Consider the following 15,950-nt stretch of genomic DNA (forward strand, 5'->3'; position numbering starts at 1 on the left):
TTACTTTCAAAGTTAAAACATAGAATAGGAAAGCACCATGACCGATGTGATGCATCCAGATGTGGATCCAACAGAAACGCAAGAATGGTTAGACGCACTAGAAGCGGTTTTAGAAGAAGAGGGCGTTGATCGTGCTCATTACTTACTTGAATCGTTGATTGAAAAAGCCAGACGCAGCGGAGCGCACTTGCCTTACGATGCGACAACGGCATACATAAATACCATTCCAGCTGGCCAAGAGCCTACCATGCCTGGTGACCAGACTATCGAGACTAAGATACGAAATGCTATTCGTTGGAATGCAATGATGATGGTATTGCGTGGCTCAAAAAAAGATCTTGAGCTTGGTGGACATATCTCTAGTTTCGCCTCTTCAGCGATGTTATACGATGTTGGCTTCAACCACTTTTTCCGTGCACCAAATGACAAAGACGGCGGCGACTATCTATTTGTTCAAGGCCACGTTTCTCCGGGTATTTATTCTCGTGCATTTATCGAAGGTCGTTTGTCTGAAGGTCAATTAGACGGTTTCAGACAAGAGGTTGATGGTGAAGGTTTGTCTTCATACCCGCATCCGAAACTCATGCCTGACTTTTGGCAGTTCCCAACCGTATCGATGGGCCTGGGCCCAATGCAAGCGATTTACCTTGCGCGTTTCTTGAAGTATCTCACAAACCGTGGTTTGAAAGATTGTTCCGACCAGCGTGTTTGGTGCTTTATGGGTGACGGTGAAGTCGATGAGCCAGAATCATTGGGCGCTATCGGTTTAGCATCACGTGAAGGCTTGGATAACTTGACCTTTGTTATCAACTGTAACCTCCAACGTTTAGATGGTCCTGTACGTGGTAATGGTAAAATTATCCAAGAATTAGAGGGAACATTCCGTGGCGCAGGCTGGGAAGTATTTAAGGTAATTTGGGGTCGTTATTGGGATCCATTACTTGCTCGTGATACTTCAGGCAAGTTGTTAGATGTCATGAATGAAACCGTTGATGGTGAATACCAAAACTATAAATCAAAGGGTGGCGCTTACACGCGTGACAACTTCTTTGGTAAATATCCTGAATTAAAAGATATGGTTGCCAATATGTCAGACGATGATATTTGGCGTCTGAACCGTGGTGGCCATGACCCAGTTAAAGTCTATGCAGCTTATAAACGTGCAACAGAAACCGTTGGTCGTCCACAAGTGATTCTAGCTAAAACCGTAAAAGGTTACGGCATGGGTGAAGCGGGTGAAGGTAAAAACATTGCGCACAACGTGAAGAAAATGGACGTTGAAGCGGTCAAGCATTATCGTAATCGTTTCAATATTCCTGTATCGGACGAGACCATCGGCGACTTGCCGTACTACCGTTTTGACGAAGATAGCCCTGAAATGAAATATTTGCGCGAGAAGCGTGAAGCACTTCATGGTTATATGCCGGTGCGTTTGAACAAGAGCAATCACGATCTTCCAGCACCGCCATTGAAGTCTTTTGAAGCCATTACCAAAGGCTCGGGTGACCGTGAAATTTCAACCACGATGGCCTTTGTTCGAGTACTCACGGTGTTGCTGAAAGACAAGCAAATGGGTAAGAACGTTGTGCCTATTATTCCTGATGAAGCACGTACGTTTGGTATGGAAGGCTTGTTCCGCCAAGTTGGTATTTACTCAAATTCAGGTCAAAAGTATATCCCTCAAGATAAAGACCAAGTCGCGTACTATCGCGAAGATAAAAAAGGTCAAGTATTGCAAGAGGGTATTAATGAATTAGGCGCTATGTCGTCATTTGTTGCTGCGGGTACTTCATACTCAACTAATGACTTGCCGATGCTGCCTGTTTACATCTACTACTCAATGTTTGGTTTCCAACGTGTTGGTGACATGGCTTGGGCGGCAGGTGATAGCCAATGCCGTGGTTTCCTTGTTGGTGGTACAGCGGGTAGAACAACGCTGAATGGCGAAGGCTTACAGCATCAAGATGGCCACTCTCACGTTCAGGCTGGTTTAATTCCTAACTGCATCAGCTATGACCCAACTTATGGTTATGAAGTAGCAGTCATTACTCAAGACGGTACTCGCCGAATGTTAGAAGAACAAGAGAACGTGTTCTATTACCTAACTGTAATGAATGAGAACTACGTACAACCTGAAATGCCAAAAGGCTGTGAAGAAGGCATTATTAAAGGTATTTATAAATTGGATACCGTCGGCGACAAGAAAGCGAAATTAAAAGCGAAACTCTTGGGCTCTGGCACGATCCTAGTGCAAGTGCGTGAAGCCGCGAAGATACTCGCCGAAAAATACGACGTTGAATCAGAGGTCTACAGTGTCACTTCGTTTAACGAATTGACTCGCGACGGTATTGATTGCGAGCGTTGGAATATGCGTAATATCGAGAAAAAGGCGCGTGTACCTTACATTACCCAAGTGCTTGAAGACGGTAATGACGGCCCAACAATCGCGGCAACAGACTACATTAAGGCGTACAGTGACCAAGCGCGTTCATTTGTTCCTGGTAGTTATCGTGTCTTGGGTACTGATGGTTTTGGTCGTTCAGATTCTCGTGAAAATCTACGTCGTCACTTTGAGGTTGATGCAAACAGCGTGGTTTATGCCACTTTGTATGAGCTTTATTTGGCCGGTGATTTTGAGAAGAAAGCATTGCTTAGTGCAATGAAAGATCTCGATATTGACCCAGATAAAATCAACCCGCTATACGCGTAATAGGGAGAATTAATATGGCAAATCTAATTGATATAGTTGTTCCTGACGTTGGCGACGATGAAGTTGAAGTGATTGAAATCTGCGTGAGTGAAGGTGAAGAGGTAGAAGCTGAAGCCTCCATCGTCACGGTAGAAAGTGACAAAGCAAGTATGGATATTCCTTGTACTGATGCTGGCACAATCAAATCATTGAGCGTGAAAGTCGGTGATAAAATTAAACAAGGTGATGTGCTTGGACAGCTTGAGTCTGGAGCCGACGCGAGTGAGTCTTCTTCTGATGATGCTGCAGTAGAGCCAAAAGAAGAACCGAAAGCTGAAGCCGCACCTGAAAAGAAAGCTGAGCCAGCAAAATCAAGTACTTCCACAGGCGGCAGCAAAACAATTGAAGTGACTGTCCCAGATATTGGCGATGCAACGGACGTTGAAATTATCGAGTTGTTAGTTGCTGAAGGCGACAGTGTCGAACCAGAAGACGGTTTGATTACACTCGAAACAGATAAAGCAACAATGGATGTTCCTGCGCCTGAAGCCGGTAAAATAGTTAGCTTGGCTGTAAACGTAGGCGATAAAGTATCAGAAGGTTCGCTCGTATTGACGCTTGAAGTTGCCGGTGGCGAAGAATCTGAGGCTTCAGCGCCTTCTGAAAGTCGTTCTGAACCTGAATCGTCTTCTTCACAAAGCAACGAGGCGTCAGGTGAAAGCAAAACAATTGAAGTCATGGTGCCGGATATCGGTGATGCTACTGATGTTGATATCATTGAAGTTTTGGTTGCGGAAGGTGACACGGTTGAACCAGAAGACGGTTTAATTACCTTGGAAACTGACAAAGCGACCATGGACGTGCCTGCACCTGAGGGCGGTAAAGTCCTGAGCTTAGCGGTGAAAGTGGGTGATAAAGTGTCGGAAGGATCTTTAGTTCTGACACTCGAAGTGGCAGGTAGCAGCGAATCTCCTACTCCAAAAGCTGAGTCAGCTCCGAAAGCACCAGCCAAATCTGAAGCACCTGCAGCGAGCAGGCCTGTTGCAGATACACCAAAAGCGCCGCCTGTTCCTCATCATCCATCTGCGGGTGATAAAGGGAAAACAGGTAAGATTCATGCGTCTCCATCGGTAAGACGATTGGCACGAGAGTTTGGTGTCGATCTTTCTCAAGTAAAAGGTTCTGGTCGCAAAAACCGTATTCAGAAAGAAGACGTTCAATCGTACGTTAAATATGAGTTGTCTCGTCCGAAAATGAATCCGGGCAGTTCTGCTGGCACCGGCACCGGTGGTGGCTTGCAAGTGTTAGCGCAACCAAAAGTTGATTTTGCCAAGTTTGGTGAAGTTGAAGAGGTGCCATTAACACGTATTCAAAAACTATCAGGTCCGAATTTGCACCGTAACTGGGTAACCATTCCACATGTTACGCAGTTTGACGAAGCTGACATCACTGAGTTAGAAGAGTTTAGAAAAGAACAAAATGCAATTGCTGAGAAGCGTAAGCTCGGGGTGAAAATTACACCTCTGGTGTTTATGATGAAAGCCGTTGCTGATGCACTCAAAGCTTATCCTGCATTCAATAGCAGTCTATCAAGCTCGGGTGAATCATTGGTCATGAAAAAGTATTATCACATCGGCATAGCAGTGGATACGCCAAATGGTCTAGTTGTGCCAGTGGTGCGTGATGTTGATAAAAAAGGCATTATGGATATATCCAAGGAATTGATGGACATCAGCGTTAAAGCACGAGATGGAAAACTCAAATCTGCCGATATGCAGGGCAGTTGTTTTACTATTTCAAGTCTTGGTGGGATAGGTGGTACGGCGTTCACGCCTATCGTTAACGCACCAGATGTTGCTATTTTGGGGGTTTCTAAGTCAGAAATAAAACCAAAGTGGAATGGTAAAGACTTTGAGCCTCGTTTAATGTTGCCATTATCACTGTCCTATGATCACAGAGTCATCGACGGTGCTCTTGCAGCGCGATTTGCTGTCCATGTCAGTGGTGCATTATCAGATCTACGACGCATATTACTGTAATAGAAAACGAGGGCGCACTAGCGCCCTTAAAAACAAGTTAGCGAAAACTTTGCAGCTTGGCGCTGGAATCGGTAAGATCCGCGCATTGCATGCACTTAACCATAAATTTTTGAGGTCAGAATGAGCGAGATTAAAACTCAGTTGGTCGTACTAGGCGCAGGTCCTGGTGGATATTCAGCGGCATTCCGCGCAGCCGATTTAGGCATAGATACAGTAATCGTTGACGTACGTGAAACCCTTGGTGGCGTATGTTTGAACGTGGGTTGTATCCCTTCAAAGGCACTTCTTCACGTTGCTAAAGTGATTCAAGAAGCAAAGCATCTTTCATCTCACGGTGTGACTTTCGGTGAGCCGACCTTTGATTTGGACAAAATTCGTGGTTGGAAAGATAGTGTTGTAAGCCAACTGACTAAAGGCTTAGCCGGTATGTCGAAAATGCGCAAAGTAAAACATGTGCAAGGCTATGGCAAATTTACAGGTCCAAATACGCTAGAAGTAGAAGGGAACGATGGTAAAACCACAATCACTTTCGACAATGCGATCATTGCTGCTGGCTCTGAGCCAGTAAACTTACCGTTTATTCCAGATGACGAGCGTGTTATAGACTCCACTGGCGCATTAGAAATGCGTGACATCCCAGAGAAAATGTTGGTACTAGGTGGTGGTATTATCGGTCTTGAAATGGGTACCGTTTATCATGCGCTAGGCTCTAAGATTGATGTTGTTGAGTTCCTTGATCAACTTATGCCGGCAGCGGATAAAGACATCGTCAAGATGTACATGAAAACAATCAAAAACAAATTCAACACGATGCTTGAAACTAAAGTGACCGGTGTTGAAGCAAAAGATGATGGCTTGTACGTAACCTTCGAAGGCAAACAAGCACCATCTGAGCCAGTTCGTTACGATCGTGTTTTAGTGGCAGTAGGTCGTAAGCCAAATGGTTCTCTAGTGGCGGCAGAAAAAGCTGGCGTAACCGTTACAGACCGAGGCTTCATTGACGTTGATAAGCAAATGCGTACTAACGTTGATAACATTTTTGCAATTGGTGACCTAGTGGGTCAGCCGATGCTTGCTCACAAAGCTGTGCATGAAGGCCATGTTGCTGCTGAAGTGATTGCCGGCAAGAAGCACTACTTCGATCCTAAATGTATTCCTTCAGTTGCTTATACTGAGCCAGAAGTCGCTTGGGTTGGTTTAACCGAGAAAGAAGCGAAGGAACAAGGTATTAATTATGAAGCAGCTACTTTCCCTTGGGCTGCATCTGGCCGTGCTATCGCATCAGCTGCTACTGACGGTATGACTAAGATGATTTTTGAAAAAGATTCTGGTCGTGTTATTGGTGGTGCCATTATCGGTACTAATGCTGGTGAAATGTTAGGTGAAATTGGCTTAGCGATTGAAATGGGTGCTGATGCAGAAGATGTTGCATTAACTATCCACGCTCACCCAACGCTAAACGAGTCAATTGGTCTTGCTGCTGAGATTTTCGAAGGTAGCATCACGGATATGCCAAATCCGAAAGCGAAGAAAAAATAAAGTCGCTACTTAAGACGCAGCTGAATTTCAGCAAAAGAGTCTAATAGAATGAAGCTTAAAAGCCGATACTTCTCATGTATCGGCTTTTTTTATGCGAGCTTAGGTCCTATAAGTCGCTTGAAATTCGCATATAAACAGTCGAAATGTTGGTTTTTTAAGATTTCAAGGATAGCCGCTTGCTAAACGCTATTCTGAAATCATATGATAGCAGTCCAATAGGCGAGCAGTTTCGTATATGAAGAGACAACAAAGCAAGCTATCTTGTTTTTGAAATTGAGGCACACAACCACGATGAGCGACATGCAACAACTCGAATTCTTTGCAATTCCCAGTCCGTGCATTGGTGTGTGCCAGTCTGGGCCTAGGGGTTATTGTAAAGGCTGTTTTAGAAGTCGAGAAGAGCGTTTACATTGGTTAAAAATTGACGATCAAACAAAACGTATAATTGTGAAAGCATGTAATCGTCGCAAACAATCTTGGTTGAAAAAACAGTCAGCTAGCAAACTTGTTGGCGCTAGCCCGGAGCAACAAGACCTTTTCTAAGGTATGGATAGGCTTCAATAGGTATTATCCTCACAACCTTATCGATAACTTTATTTTGTATAATCACTTCAATCCCATTTTAGAAGATGAAAACCCATGTCAATAAAGCCGCTCGTTAAATTTGCCTCCAAGTCATTTACGCTTCCCGACACCTGTGTGAATTTAAGAGCTGCCCTAGATGACCCTAAAAAAGACTTAAGTGACATCGCTCAACTTATCTCTGTTGACCCGTCATTAAGTGCTAAGATTTTAAAGCTTGCCAACAGTGCTTTATTTCGTTTCCCCAGTCAAATTGAAACGGTCACCAAAGCCTTAAATGTTATTGGTGGTGAAGCGGCCTACAATATTTCCATTGCCGAAACCGCAAATATTGCTTTTAAAACGTTTAACACGCCGGTGATAAATTTTGCCGAGTATTGGCACAAAGCGGTGATGTGCGGTGTTATCGCAAAAAGTATAGCGCAACAGAAGCAGTCACGTGGTAGTGAGCGATTCTTTGTTCTTGGTATTCTGCAAGGCTTAAGTGAGTTGATTGTGGCGAGTAAACATACCGAAAGCTACACCAAATATATCAACGACCAGAGTTTTGTTGCGCCACTCGCGAAGCAACAACGGCATTTTGGTCTTACTTTTCCTGAGTGCAGTGGGCATATCATTCAAGAATGGAAATTACCGGATTCTTTAGTGCTACCGCTACAAAAGCTCTTGCACCCTGCGTCACAAAAAATGAGCTTAGAAGAGAGTATTCTATATGTTGCAATGAGCATGGTGGCTTGTGAAAGCATTGAAGGTGAACTGGAAGATATGGCTAGTTTCAACCAACAAGCCCTAGAGACTGTTGGATTGAGCGATGAAGATTATGATATGATTCTAAGTTATTCGCGACTTGAAACATCAAAGATAGCGAATGTAATTAATTCGTAAGTTCAAGCGACGCTTTTGGCCATTAGATAAACCGCTGGGCGAGTCACGAACCTAACAACAAAAATATTAGCCTAGTTAGAAAATTTACTCATGTTACCAATAAAAACAACCGTCACTTTTATTGTATTTTGCTCTCTTTTCTTCGCTCCTCCGTCTGTATCGGCGTCCAATGATTTGCTGAAAATGCTTTATCTCAAAGAGAAGAAAAAGAAAGAGAAGGATGAAGGAATCAATCTTAGTGGCGAATTTGGCGTCCTAGCTGCCAACGGTAACACCAACACCACAACATTCAAAGCAGCCTTGCGCTCCGAGCACGAAACCACCCATTGGAGCAACAACTATGGTGGTGAAATCACTTATAAGCAAAACGAAGTTGAGAACGACATCATTGTCAGTGCACAACGTTTATTTTTGAACGCTCAGTTAGATTACAAACTACCCGCAAAAAATAAGCGTCTGTTTGTCTATGCTGAGTATGAAGACGATCGCTTCAATGGCTTTCGTTATCAGTCTGCTTTAGCAACAGGCTGGAGCGCCCACGCTTGGAAAGAAGAAAACAGTCAGTTGCGCTATAGCATTGGTCCTGGATATAGCTACTCCGAGAGAGAAGTTGTTGATGCAGAAAATCACAAGTCATATGACATACTCAAAGAAGTTATCGTAAGAGCTTCTCTTGATTATCGTTTTTCTTTCAATAAAAACGCAAAGTTCAGGCAGTTCTTAAGTACAGAAGCCGGGCAAGAAAGTAATCGTTCACGCTCAGAAACGAGTATCTCTGCCAATTTGGTTGAGACATTGGCCATGAAACTATCCTTCGTGATGTCGTATAACGACGGGACCTTGCAACAGAATGAAGATCTAAGCACAGAAACCAGTATTTCTCTGGTTTACCAGTTTTTTTAGTTTGTCATTTTATAATTTCGCGATACCATATGTAAGCGCTAACTGAGGGTTATGCATTTCGCTGTTTCTAACCTTCATCATTTTTAAATTTTATGGGATAAATTATGAGACTTTCAACTATATCTGCGCTTGTCGCTTTAGGCTTGTTTGCGTCTGCTTCACAAGCTGAAGAAGAGCAAGGATTTACAATGGACGGCGAGTTTGGTTTTATCGTTACCTCCGGTAACACAGAAACGACCTCTGCCAATGGCGCGTTGAACGCCAAGCATGAGCTTGAAATGTGGAGTAACGAATACACATTTAAAGCTTTATACAAAAAGGATGAAGTGGATGGTGTTGAAACTACTTCAGCAGATAAAAAGTTTGCTTCTGCTCAAGCTAACTACAAGCTAGATAATCCAGATCATCGTCTGTTTGGTTTTGCCTCGTATGAAAATGACCGTTTTGGTGCGTTTGATTACCAAGCGACTATCGCAGCGGGTTGGAACCAAAAAGTGTGGAAAGATACTACAAGCAGCTTTGAATACAGTATCGGTCCTGGTTATACCTTCGCTGACCGTTTTGAAGTAGATGAAAATGACAATATCATTACTGTTGAAGAAAACAGTGCAATTCTTCGTGGTGCATTTAACTACGCTTACACGATTTCAGAAACAGCTAAGTTTACGCAGACCTTTTCGACTGAAATTGGTTCTGACAACACAAAATCTCGTGCTGAAAGCGCAGTGAGTGCAAAAATCGCTGGCGGTTTGTCATTAAAGGTCGCGTTGAAGTTTGACCATAACTCAGATGTTGCTGATGGTCGTGAAAACTTAGACACAGAAACTTCTGTGAGCGTTGTTTATACTTTCTTCTAAACAGAGCTGAAGTAGAAGCCAGTTACGGTAAAGATAACTGGCCATGAAGAGCTGAGTCGACTGTGTCGCTCAGCTTTTTTGTTTGCGGAGGGAATCCCTGACTTTACCGTTTTCTTGTCCCCAGCGGTCGCTCATTGCCCCTCTGACGTCCCATAACTCAGGAAAGAACTGCTGGCGAGCGCCAGTTTGCAGTATTTCGACAGGTCTGCCTTTCAAAGAGTTAGCGTCAATACCTATTGAACGTCTTATTAAGAAAATATGATTCCAACGGAATTTTTGCATTAATTCGTCAAACTCAATCAAGCTTTCAGCAATCGCGTAAGCATCACAATGTGCAAAGGCTTGGTCATAAATATCATTGACGGTCTGCTCTCTTGCCACTAAATAGTGCTTCTCAAACAAGTGCCAAATATCTTTAGGCATCTTAAGCAGTGTGACGAAACCTGGAGACTCTTGACCGCTACCATTACCCAGTTGCAAGCGAATTTCTTGGTACTCTTTAGGTGACATTGTTTCGAGTAAATCGAGTTGCTGGATCATCAGGCGCTGGATCATATGAACCCGCTTCATTTGAGATAAGACAGCGATAGACTTGCCTACGCTGAGCTTTTCCATCACATCAATCAGCGTGAAGATAATTTGCTTCATCCATAATTCTTCCACCTGATGCACTAATTGAAACTGTAGCTCATCGTGGGTAGCCAATTCATCTAGAGGTTTTTGACAAGATAGTAATTTATCGCACTGCAAGTAAATGCCGTAATCAAGCATTTGCGGATTGTTTAACTCATCAATGTACTTTTTTGTAAACATACGTTCTACGCACCTTATTTCTTGATTATTTGATGGTGTAGTTATCGTGATTGGTCAATAATGGTATTCTGTTTTTTGAAAAACATTGTTCTTTATGTTTTTATTATCTTTTCATTAAGTGAACAAATGGCGAAAATATGTCAAATAATCAGAATATTGTTTTAAGTGATGTTGATATTCAAATCATGGCGTTACTCGTGCAAGACGCCCGTCAATCCTTCGCCGTTCTTGGGGAGAAAGTAGGCCTAAGCAAAACACCTTGCTGGAACCGAGTGAAGCGCCTCCAAGAAGCCGGCGTGATCCAAGGCTATAGCGCAAAGATAGATCAGGCTAAATTAGGCTTAGAAATAAGAGCGTTGGTGCATGTTGTTGTCGAGTTTTCAGAATACAAAGCGTTTGAAGCCGCTGTTCAGGCGCACAACAGTATTCATTGGTGCCATGCTATTACGGGTGAGTTTGATTATGTAATGGAGGTGCTGTCGTCAAATATCACAGAGTTTGATCACTTACTCAGAGCTGAGTTGAGCGGTTTACCGGGTGTACATCGCTTTACCACCTCAATATCAACAAGAGTTATAAAAGCGGCGTAAAAGCGGCGTATTGGTATACGCCGCTTTCTGTTCTCATCTCAAACCATTTATTCTATTGGGCGCGGTTGAGACTAGTTTGGAACAATTTGACTTAGTGCAACAAACGGGTCTTAATCGTGCCTTCAATTGCCTCTAATTGTGCAAAAGCATCGTCCGCGCGATCAGCTTCGACATCAACGACCACGTAACCAATCTCTTCACTGGTCTGAAGGTATTGCGCAGCAATATTGATATTTTGATCAGCAAACGCTTGGTTAATTTGTGTTAAGACGCCAGGGCGGTTGACATGTATGTGCAACAAGCGTGAACGGTCAATATGTGAGGGAAGTGATACTTCAGGGAAGTTAACTGCTGACAAAGTTGAGCCGTTGTCACTGTATTTTGCTAACTTTCCAGCAACTTCGATACCGATGTTTTCTTGGGCTTCTTGAGTACTCCCACCAACGTGAGGTGTTAAAATGACATTATCAAAAGCACGTAGAGGCGATTCAAACTCTTCTGAATTCGATTTTGGTTCCACTGGGAAAACATCGATTGCTGCGCCATTCAACTTGCCAGACTCAAGCGCGCTGACTAGTGCATCAATATCGATGACTGTGCCACGCGCGGCGTTGATCAAAATAGCACCGTCTTTCATTTGCGATAGTTCTTTTTGACCAATCATATTTTGCGTATGAGTTGTTTCAGGCACGTGCAAAGAGACCACGTCGGAGGTATTCAACAATTGCTTTAATGACTTCACTTGCATTGAGTTGCCCAACACCAGCTTGTCTTCAATATCATAGAACTGGACTCGCATACCTAGGTGCTCAGCAAGAATACTCAATTGAGTACCAATATGGCCGTAACCAATAATACCCAATGTTTTGCCTCGCGCTTCATATGAACCGATGGCAGATTTATCCCATTCGCCGCGATGCGCTTTTGCATTTTTAGCTGGAATACCACGCAATAAAATGATGATTTGTCCTAAGACCAACTCAGCCACTGAACGGGTATTAGAAAAAGGGGCATTAAAAACAGGAATACCGCGAACCAAAGTCGCTTTTAAATCGACTTGGTTAGTACCAATGCAGAAACAGCCTACAGCAACAAGCTTCTGGGCGGCATCGATGACACGCTCGTTCAGTTGAGTTCGTGAGCGGATCCCAACAAAATGAACGTCTTTGATTTTTTCGATCAACTCGTCTTCTGGAAGTGACGTTTTTAAGGTTTCTATATTGGTATACCCATTGGCTTGTAGGGTTTCAACCGAACTAGGATGGAGGCCTTCAAGTAATAGAATTTTAATTTTTTCTTTCGGAAGTGACACTTTAGTCATGTAGCTGAACCTTAAAACAACAAATTTATTTCACGTGCCTTCTATGTCAGCAACAGAGCTTCCTCATAGAAGATTGATTTACAATGGGTTTTAGATAGCCTGATGATACTGTCTATTAGCGTAATGCAAATAATTTACCATCAGACATCTAGACGTCCAATTCAAGTATCGAAATATATCAGAATAAAAACCCAGTGCCTAGCGTCAGATTGCGTTTAGCAATTAATTTTTTACCACGCCGTTTTCTGTTCCGGTCAACACAATGTCGGCGCCTCTGGCAGCGAAAAGCCCGTTTGTGACAACTCCTACGATATTGTTAAGCTTATCTTCCAGTTCAACTGGATTGAGAATGTTGAGATTGTGAACGTCTAAAATTACGTTGCCATTGTCAGTAATAACGCCAGAGCGGTAAGCGGGGTCGCCTCCCAGTTTCACAATTTCTCTAGCCACATATGAACGCGCCATTGGGATAACTTCTACTGGTAGTGGAAACTTTCCTAATACCGGAACATGCTTTGTATCGTCGATAATACAAATAAATGTTTTGGCCACGGCGGCAACGATTTTTTCACGAGTAAGCGCAGCGCCACCCCCTTTAATCATATGCTTGTGTTCCGTAATCTCATCTGCACCGTCCACATAAATATCAAGTGCATCGACAGAGTTCAGATCGAAGACTTCGATACCAAGCTTTTTTAAGCGCTCGGTAGAGGCATCAGAACTAGAAACAGCACCGATGATGTCATTTTTCTTTGCTGCTAAAGCATCGATAAAATAGTTAACAGTGGAGCCGGTGCCAACACCGACGATGGTATCAGCTTTTACATAGGCTAGTGCTGCATCAGCGGCTGCTTTTTTCTTTTGATTTTGGTCCATGACAGAGTTCCTTAAAGCTTGGATAAAATTAGGTTTTGAGATTTGGCGCTGTTGTTTCAGATAATGGTGACAGTATCGCAGATAAAGAAGGACTATGACGGTAATATTTTTAAATATTTTTTAAGGTTTGTTTTAAATCAAAATTCATACAAACGCGAGGGGGTTAATACCGCCGGCAAGGGAATATCCCATGCCTCAACCGGCAAAGTCTCTGATAACTGTAAATTGTGGGCAAGGCCGACTATGCGAGTTTTCGAAGAATCATTCTGAAGTAAAAGGGAGAGGGTTCGATCATAAAAGCCTCCGCCCATACCTAGCCGATTTCCCAGCTTATCAAAAGCAACAAGAGGAGTGAATAAGATGTCTAATTGATTGCAAGGGAGTGTTGCAGTGACATCTAGCTTGGGTTCATTAATCCCATATTTGTTTCGAATCATTTGAGTTTTGTCAGTATATCTTTGAAAAAGTAAATGACCGGAACTAAAAGGGTGCAACACAGGAATGTAGACTTCAACGCCTTTATGCCAGCAACTTTGTATTAGAATGTTGGTATCAAGTTCGCCGTCGAAGCTAAGATAGAGTCCAATCTTCTTGGTGTCCGCTTGAAATACAGTTGAGTGGGCTTGTTCTGTTATTTCTTTTGCAAACTGCGTTTGTTGTTCAGTCGACAGGGAGAGTCGCTTGCGTCGAAACGACTCTCGAAGTGCTTGCCGAAGTGTTGATGTACGCATCATCAATTTTTATTTTGAATGCAGCAGTTATAGTGCGTAGGTATCAATAAACATTTGCGTTAAACGTGGATGGTCAACTTTCGTTGCTACATTAATGCTCGCTGCATTTGTCCAGTCTGGACTGGCTGTTGAACCATAAGGGGCAAAGATAGTTTGCCCTTTGTTTAAACTGTCTGTCGACACCCGAACATTTCCTTCGGTAAGTTCAAATAGCGAGGGATCAACAATATAAGCAATCGGAAATGCATCGTGGAAGAAGCACTGTCGAGTCTCCTTTCCTTCAGAATAAAAATCTGTATAAAACTCTGAAGATCGCTCAACAAAGCCACCTAATGTTGGGTTCTTTTCAGCTAACACTTGAGTAAAGTTAGGTGGGAACGGTAAATCGTAAGTTACGTCTAAGCCAAACATATTCAGTTTCCAATCTGCAGCAAATACAATCTCTGCCGCGTAAGCATCATTCCATATATTCGCTTCGGCTACCGGCGTAACGTTACCAGGAACAAAAGCGGCTCCACCCATAAGATTGACAGCTTTTAAAAGCTTAGGAAGTTCAGGTTCTAAGCGTAGTGCCAACGCTAAGTTGCCTAGCGGCCCAACAGCGACTAAGGTAATCTCACCAGGATACTTGCGTGCCATCTCAACGATAAATTCAGCTGAACTTCTCGGATCCAACTGGCCCTTTGGGGCAGGATGATTAATGTTGCCAAACCCATCGTCACCATGCACAAAGTGCGCATAAGTGGACTCTGGACCAACCCAAGGCATGGCCACACCTTTACATACAGGAATATCCATATTTGCTAATTCACATAGAGAAAGCGCATTTTGTGCGGCCATTGTTACAGGAACATTGCCATACACTGTGGTTAGACCGAGCACTTCAATGTCCGGAGACTGAAAGGCAAAGAAAATAGCCATAGCATCATCGATGCCCGGATCGGTGTCTAAAATTATCTTATGAGTCATGTGTTTCTCTATGTTTAATTGATTTTATTAATTATTTCTGTGATATCAAGAAGTCGTGTACTTCTTTTGCACTGGGTATTGATGGGGCTGCCCCCGCTTTTGTAACCGCTAAGGCTGAGGCTGCACTCGCATAACGTAAGGCTTCTTCAGCACTTTCTTGACGTTGGAAGGCAGCCAGAAAGAAGCCAATAAATGTATCGCCAGCTGCGGTTGTATCTACCGCTTTGACCTTAAACGCCTCGCAAAACGCTGAGGTTTCTTGGTTTATATACCAAGCGCCTTGTTTACCCAAAGTAACTACAAAATTGGTCGATGGATAGGCCGCTAACAATGCCTGTTTCATTTTTTCAATGTCATTGAAACCGGTCAATTGCTCAGCCTCAATTTCGTTCACGACAAGTAAACTCAATTTTTGTAATGGGAGACTTTTCACCGACTCCGTCATTGGGGCAGGATTGAAAGCGATATTTAAGCCAAGTTCATGTGCTTTATCTATGATGTCTGCAATGGCATTCGTTTCATTCTGCAATAATACCCAGTCACCCTGTTTGGCCGTTGCCAAAGCAGTTGCTATGTGGTCATGGCTTAAGGTTTGATTTGCACCGCCGAACAAAATAATGCTGTTTTCAGCGTCCGGTGTCACTTGAATTATCGCATGGCCCGAAGCAACGTCACTCATTTCTCTAATATGCGCACAATTGACGCCTGCACTTTTCATTTGGGTGATGAACGCGGCATCAGAGCTGCCAATTGCGCCAACATGAAATACGTCATTCTCTGCTTTTGCTAGCGCTACTGACTGATTTGCTCCTTTACCACCTAGAATAGATTGGTAATCTTTGGATGAGAGCGTTTCGCCAGGTTGAACAAAATGAGGAACAGAGTAAACGTGATCAATATTGATCGAACCGAAGTTGAACACTGCCATGATATTTCCCTGCAGATCTACTGTTTGAAGGATTTATTTGGTGCTTCCCAAAATGCCGCTATACATTTTTCGTCCGTGTGCCGACAAGGACACGGTGGAGGTATCTACATTGCCTCAGGTTTCTCGATACGGGTCGAGCATACACAATAGCAATAGTGTCAACTTCCTAAGTTTTAAGCATCGGCCAGGAACATGAAATGCACGTGCAAACATTCCAGGAAGCGCAGA

At 43.3% G+C, this 15,950-nt stretch carries 14 protein-coding genes and 1 other RNA gene; 8 read left to right on the plus strand and 7 right to left on the minus strand.

Annotation, left to right across the window (positions count from 1 at the left end):
• Window positions 1-37 precede the first annotated feature (37 nt).
• The 7 genes from aceE to RM556_RS04490 all read left to right on the plus strand — a co-directional run bounded on the left by aceE (window position 38) and on the right by RM556_RS04490 (window position 9,494).
• Entirely contained in the window at window positions 38-2,710 is a 2,673-nt protein-coding gene (aceE, locus tag RM556_RS04460) for a pyruvate dehydrogenase (acetyl-transferring), homodimeric type (protein WP_311373944.1), read from the plus strand.
• 14 nt (window positions 2,711-2,724) lie between these two features.
• Window positions 2,725-4,728: a dihydrolipoyllysine-residue acetyltransferase gene (gene aceF / locus RM556_RS04465; RefSeq protein WP_311373945.1), complete on the plus strand. Its 2,004-nt coding sequence runs from the start codon at window positions 2,725-2,727 to the stop codon at window positions 4,726-4,728.
• A 120-nt stretch (window positions 4,729-4,848) separates the two neighbouring features.
• Window positions 4,849-6,267: a dihydrolipoyl dehydrogenase gene (lpdA, locus tag RM556_RS04470; RefSeq protein WP_311362046.1), complete on the plus strand. Its 1,419-nt coding sequence runs from the start codon at window positions 4,849-4,851 to the stop codon at window positions 6,265-6,267.
• A 300-nt stretch (window positions 6,268-6,567) separates the two neighbouring features.
• Window positions 6,568-6,810, plus strand: coding sequence for a DUF1289 domain-containing protein (locus RM556_RS04475; protein ID WP_409220053.1), 243 nt, complete (start codon window positions 6,568-6,570; stop codon window positions 6,808-6,810).
• Window positions 6,811-6,906: 96 nt separating this feature from the next.
• On the plus strand, window positions 6,907-7,734 hold the full coding sequence (locus tag RM556_RS04480) for an HDOD domain-containing protein (RefSeq protein ID WP_311373946.1): 828 nt from the start codon (window positions 6,907-6,909) through the stop codon (window positions 7,732-7,734).
• 90 nt (window positions 7,735-7,824) lie between these two features.
• The gene (locus tag RM556_RS04485) at window positions 7,825-8,637 is read left to right on the plus strand and encodes a DUF481 domain-containing protein (protein WP_311373947.1); all 813 of its coding nucleotides are present in this window, start codon (window positions 7,825-7,827) and stop codon (window positions 8,635-8,637) included.
• 104 nt (window positions 8,638-8,741) lie between these two features.
• Window positions 8,742-9,494, plus strand: coding sequence for a DUF481 domain-containing protein (locus RM556_RS04490; RefSeq protein WP_311362050.1), 753 nt, complete (start codon window positions 8,742-8,744; stop codon window positions 9,492-9,494).
• Window positions 9,495-9,563: 69 nt separating this feature from the next.
• Here the strand turns inward: RM556_RS04490 and RM556_RS04495 are convergent, their stop codons facing one another.
• Window positions 9,564-10,307 (minus strand): tryptophan 2,3-dioxygenase family protein, encoded by a 744-nt coding sequence (locus RM556_RS04495; protein WP_311373948.1) that lies wholly within the window; start codon window positions 10,305-10,307, stop codon window positions 9,564-9,566.
• 137 nt (window positions 10,308-10,444) lie between these two features.
• Here RM556_RS04495 and RM556_RS04500 point away from each other — a divergent pair, with 137 nt between their 5' ends.
• Entirely contained in the window at window positions 10,445-10,897 is a 453-nt protein-coding gene (locus RM556_RS04500) for an Lrp/AsnC family transcriptional regulator (RefSeq protein ID WP_311362052.1), read from the plus strand.
• A gap of 91 nt (window positions 10,898-10,988) precedes the next feature.
• Here RM556_RS04500 and serA read toward each other — a convergent pair whose 3' ends face one another.
• From serA to ssrS, 6 genes are all read right to left on the minus strand, one after another.
• Window positions 10,989-12,218, minus strand: coding sequence for a phosphoglycerate dehydrogenase (gene serA, locus RM556_RS04505; RefSeq protein WP_311362053.1), 1,230 nt, complete (start codon window positions 12,216-12,218; stop codon window positions 10,989-10,991).
• A gap of 222 nt (window positions 12,219-12,440) precedes the next feature.
• Entirely contained in the window at window positions 12,441-13,094 is a 654-nt protein-coding gene (rpiA, locus tag RM556_RS04510) for a ribose-5-phosphate isomerase RpiA (protein WP_311373949.1), read from the minus strand.
• Window positions 13,095-13,231: 137 nt separating this feature from the next.
• Window positions 13,232-13,828 (minus strand): 5-formyltetrahydrofolate cyclo-ligase, encoded by a 597-nt coding sequence (locus tag RM556_RS04515; protein WP_311362055.1) that lies wholly within the window; start codon window positions 13,826-13,828, stop codon window positions 13,232-13,234.
• Between the two features lie 24 nt (window positions 13,829-13,852).
• Window positions 13,853-14,794: a nucleoside hydrolase gene (locus RM556_RS04520; RefSeq protein ID WP_311362056.1), complete on the minus strand. Its 942-nt coding sequence runs from the start codon at window positions 14,792-14,794 to the stop codon at window positions 13,853-13,855.
• Window positions 14,795-14,825: 31 nt separating this feature from the next.
• Complete coding sequence (locus RM556_RS04525; RefSeq protein WP_311362057.1) at window positions 14,826-15,722, minus strand: ribokinase; 897 nt, start codon at window positions 15,720-15,722, stop codon at window positions 14,826-14,828.
• Window positions 15,723-15,762: 40 nt separating this feature from the next.
• A non-coding RNA gene (gene ssrS, locus RM556_RS04530) (6S RNA) lies at window positions 15,763-15,946 on the minus strand.
• Window positions 15,947-15,950 lie beyond the last annotated feature (4 nt).

This window comes from Alteromonas sp. W364 (assembly GCF_031846205.1).
GTDB lineage: Bacteria > Pseudomonadota > Gammaproteobacteria > Enterobacterales > Alteromonadaceae > Glaciecola > Glaciecola blandensis.

What these genes read in the sequence shown, in the direction of transcription:
- aceE (WP_311373944.1), top strand. Translation starts at nt 38, where the DNA reads ATGACCGATGTGATGCATCCAGATGTGGATCCAACAGAAACGCAAGAA.
- aceF (WP_311373945.1), top strand. Translation starts at nt 2,725, where the DNA reads ATGGCAAATCTAATTGATATAGTTGTTCCTGACGTTGGCGACGATGAA.
- lpdA (WP_311362046.1), top strand. Translation starts at nt 4,849, where the DNA reads ATGAGCGAGATTAAAACTCAGTTGGTCGTACTAGGCGCAGGTCCTGGT.
- RM556_RS04475 (WP_409220053.1), top strand. Translation starts at nt 6,568, where the DNA reads ATGCAACAACTCGAATTCTTTGCAATTCCCAGTCCGTGCATTGGTGTG.
- RM556_RS04480 (WP_311373946.1), top strand. Translation starts at nt 6,907, where the DNA reads ATGTCAATAAAGCCGCTCGTTAAATTTGCCTCCAAGTCATTTACGCTT.
- RM556_RS04485 (WP_311373947.1), top strand. Translation starts at nt 7,825, where the DNA reads ATGTTACCAATAAAAACAACCGTCACTTTTATTGTATTTTGCTCTCTT.
- RM556_RS04490 (WP_311362050.1), top strand. Translation starts at nt 8,742, where the DNA reads ATGAGACTTTCAACTATATCTGCGCTTGTCGCTTTAGGCTTGTTTGCG.
- RM556_RS04495 (WP_311373948.1), bottom strand. Translation starts at nt 10,307, where the DNA reads ATGTTTACAAAAAAGTACATTGATGAGTTAAACAATCCGCAAATGCTT.
- RM556_RS04500 (WP_311362052.1), top strand. Translation starts at nt 10,445, where the DNA reads ATGTCAAATAATCAGAATATTGTTTTAAGTGATGTTGATATTCAAATC.
- serA (WP_311362053.1), bottom strand. Translation starts at nt 12,218, where the DNA reads ATGACTAAAGTGTCACTTCCGAAAGAAAAAATTAAAATTCTATTACTT.
- rpiA (WP_311373949.1), bottom strand. Translation starts at nt 13,094, where the DNA reads ATGGACCAAAATCAAAAGAAAAAAGCAGCCGCTGATGCAGCACTAGCC.
- RM556_RS04515 (WP_311362055.1), bottom strand. Translation starts at nt 13,828, where the DNA reads ATGATGCGTACATCAACACTTCGGCAAGCACTTCGAGAGTCGTTTCGA.
- RM556_RS04520 (WP_311362056.1), bottom strand. Translation starts at nt 14,794, where the DNA reads ATGACTCATAAGATAATTTTAGACACCGATCCGGGCATCGATGATGCT.
- RM556_RS04525 (WP_311362057.1), bottom strand. Translation starts at nt 15,722, where the DNA reads ATGGCAGTGTTCAACTTCGGTTCGATCAATATTGATCACGTTTACTCT.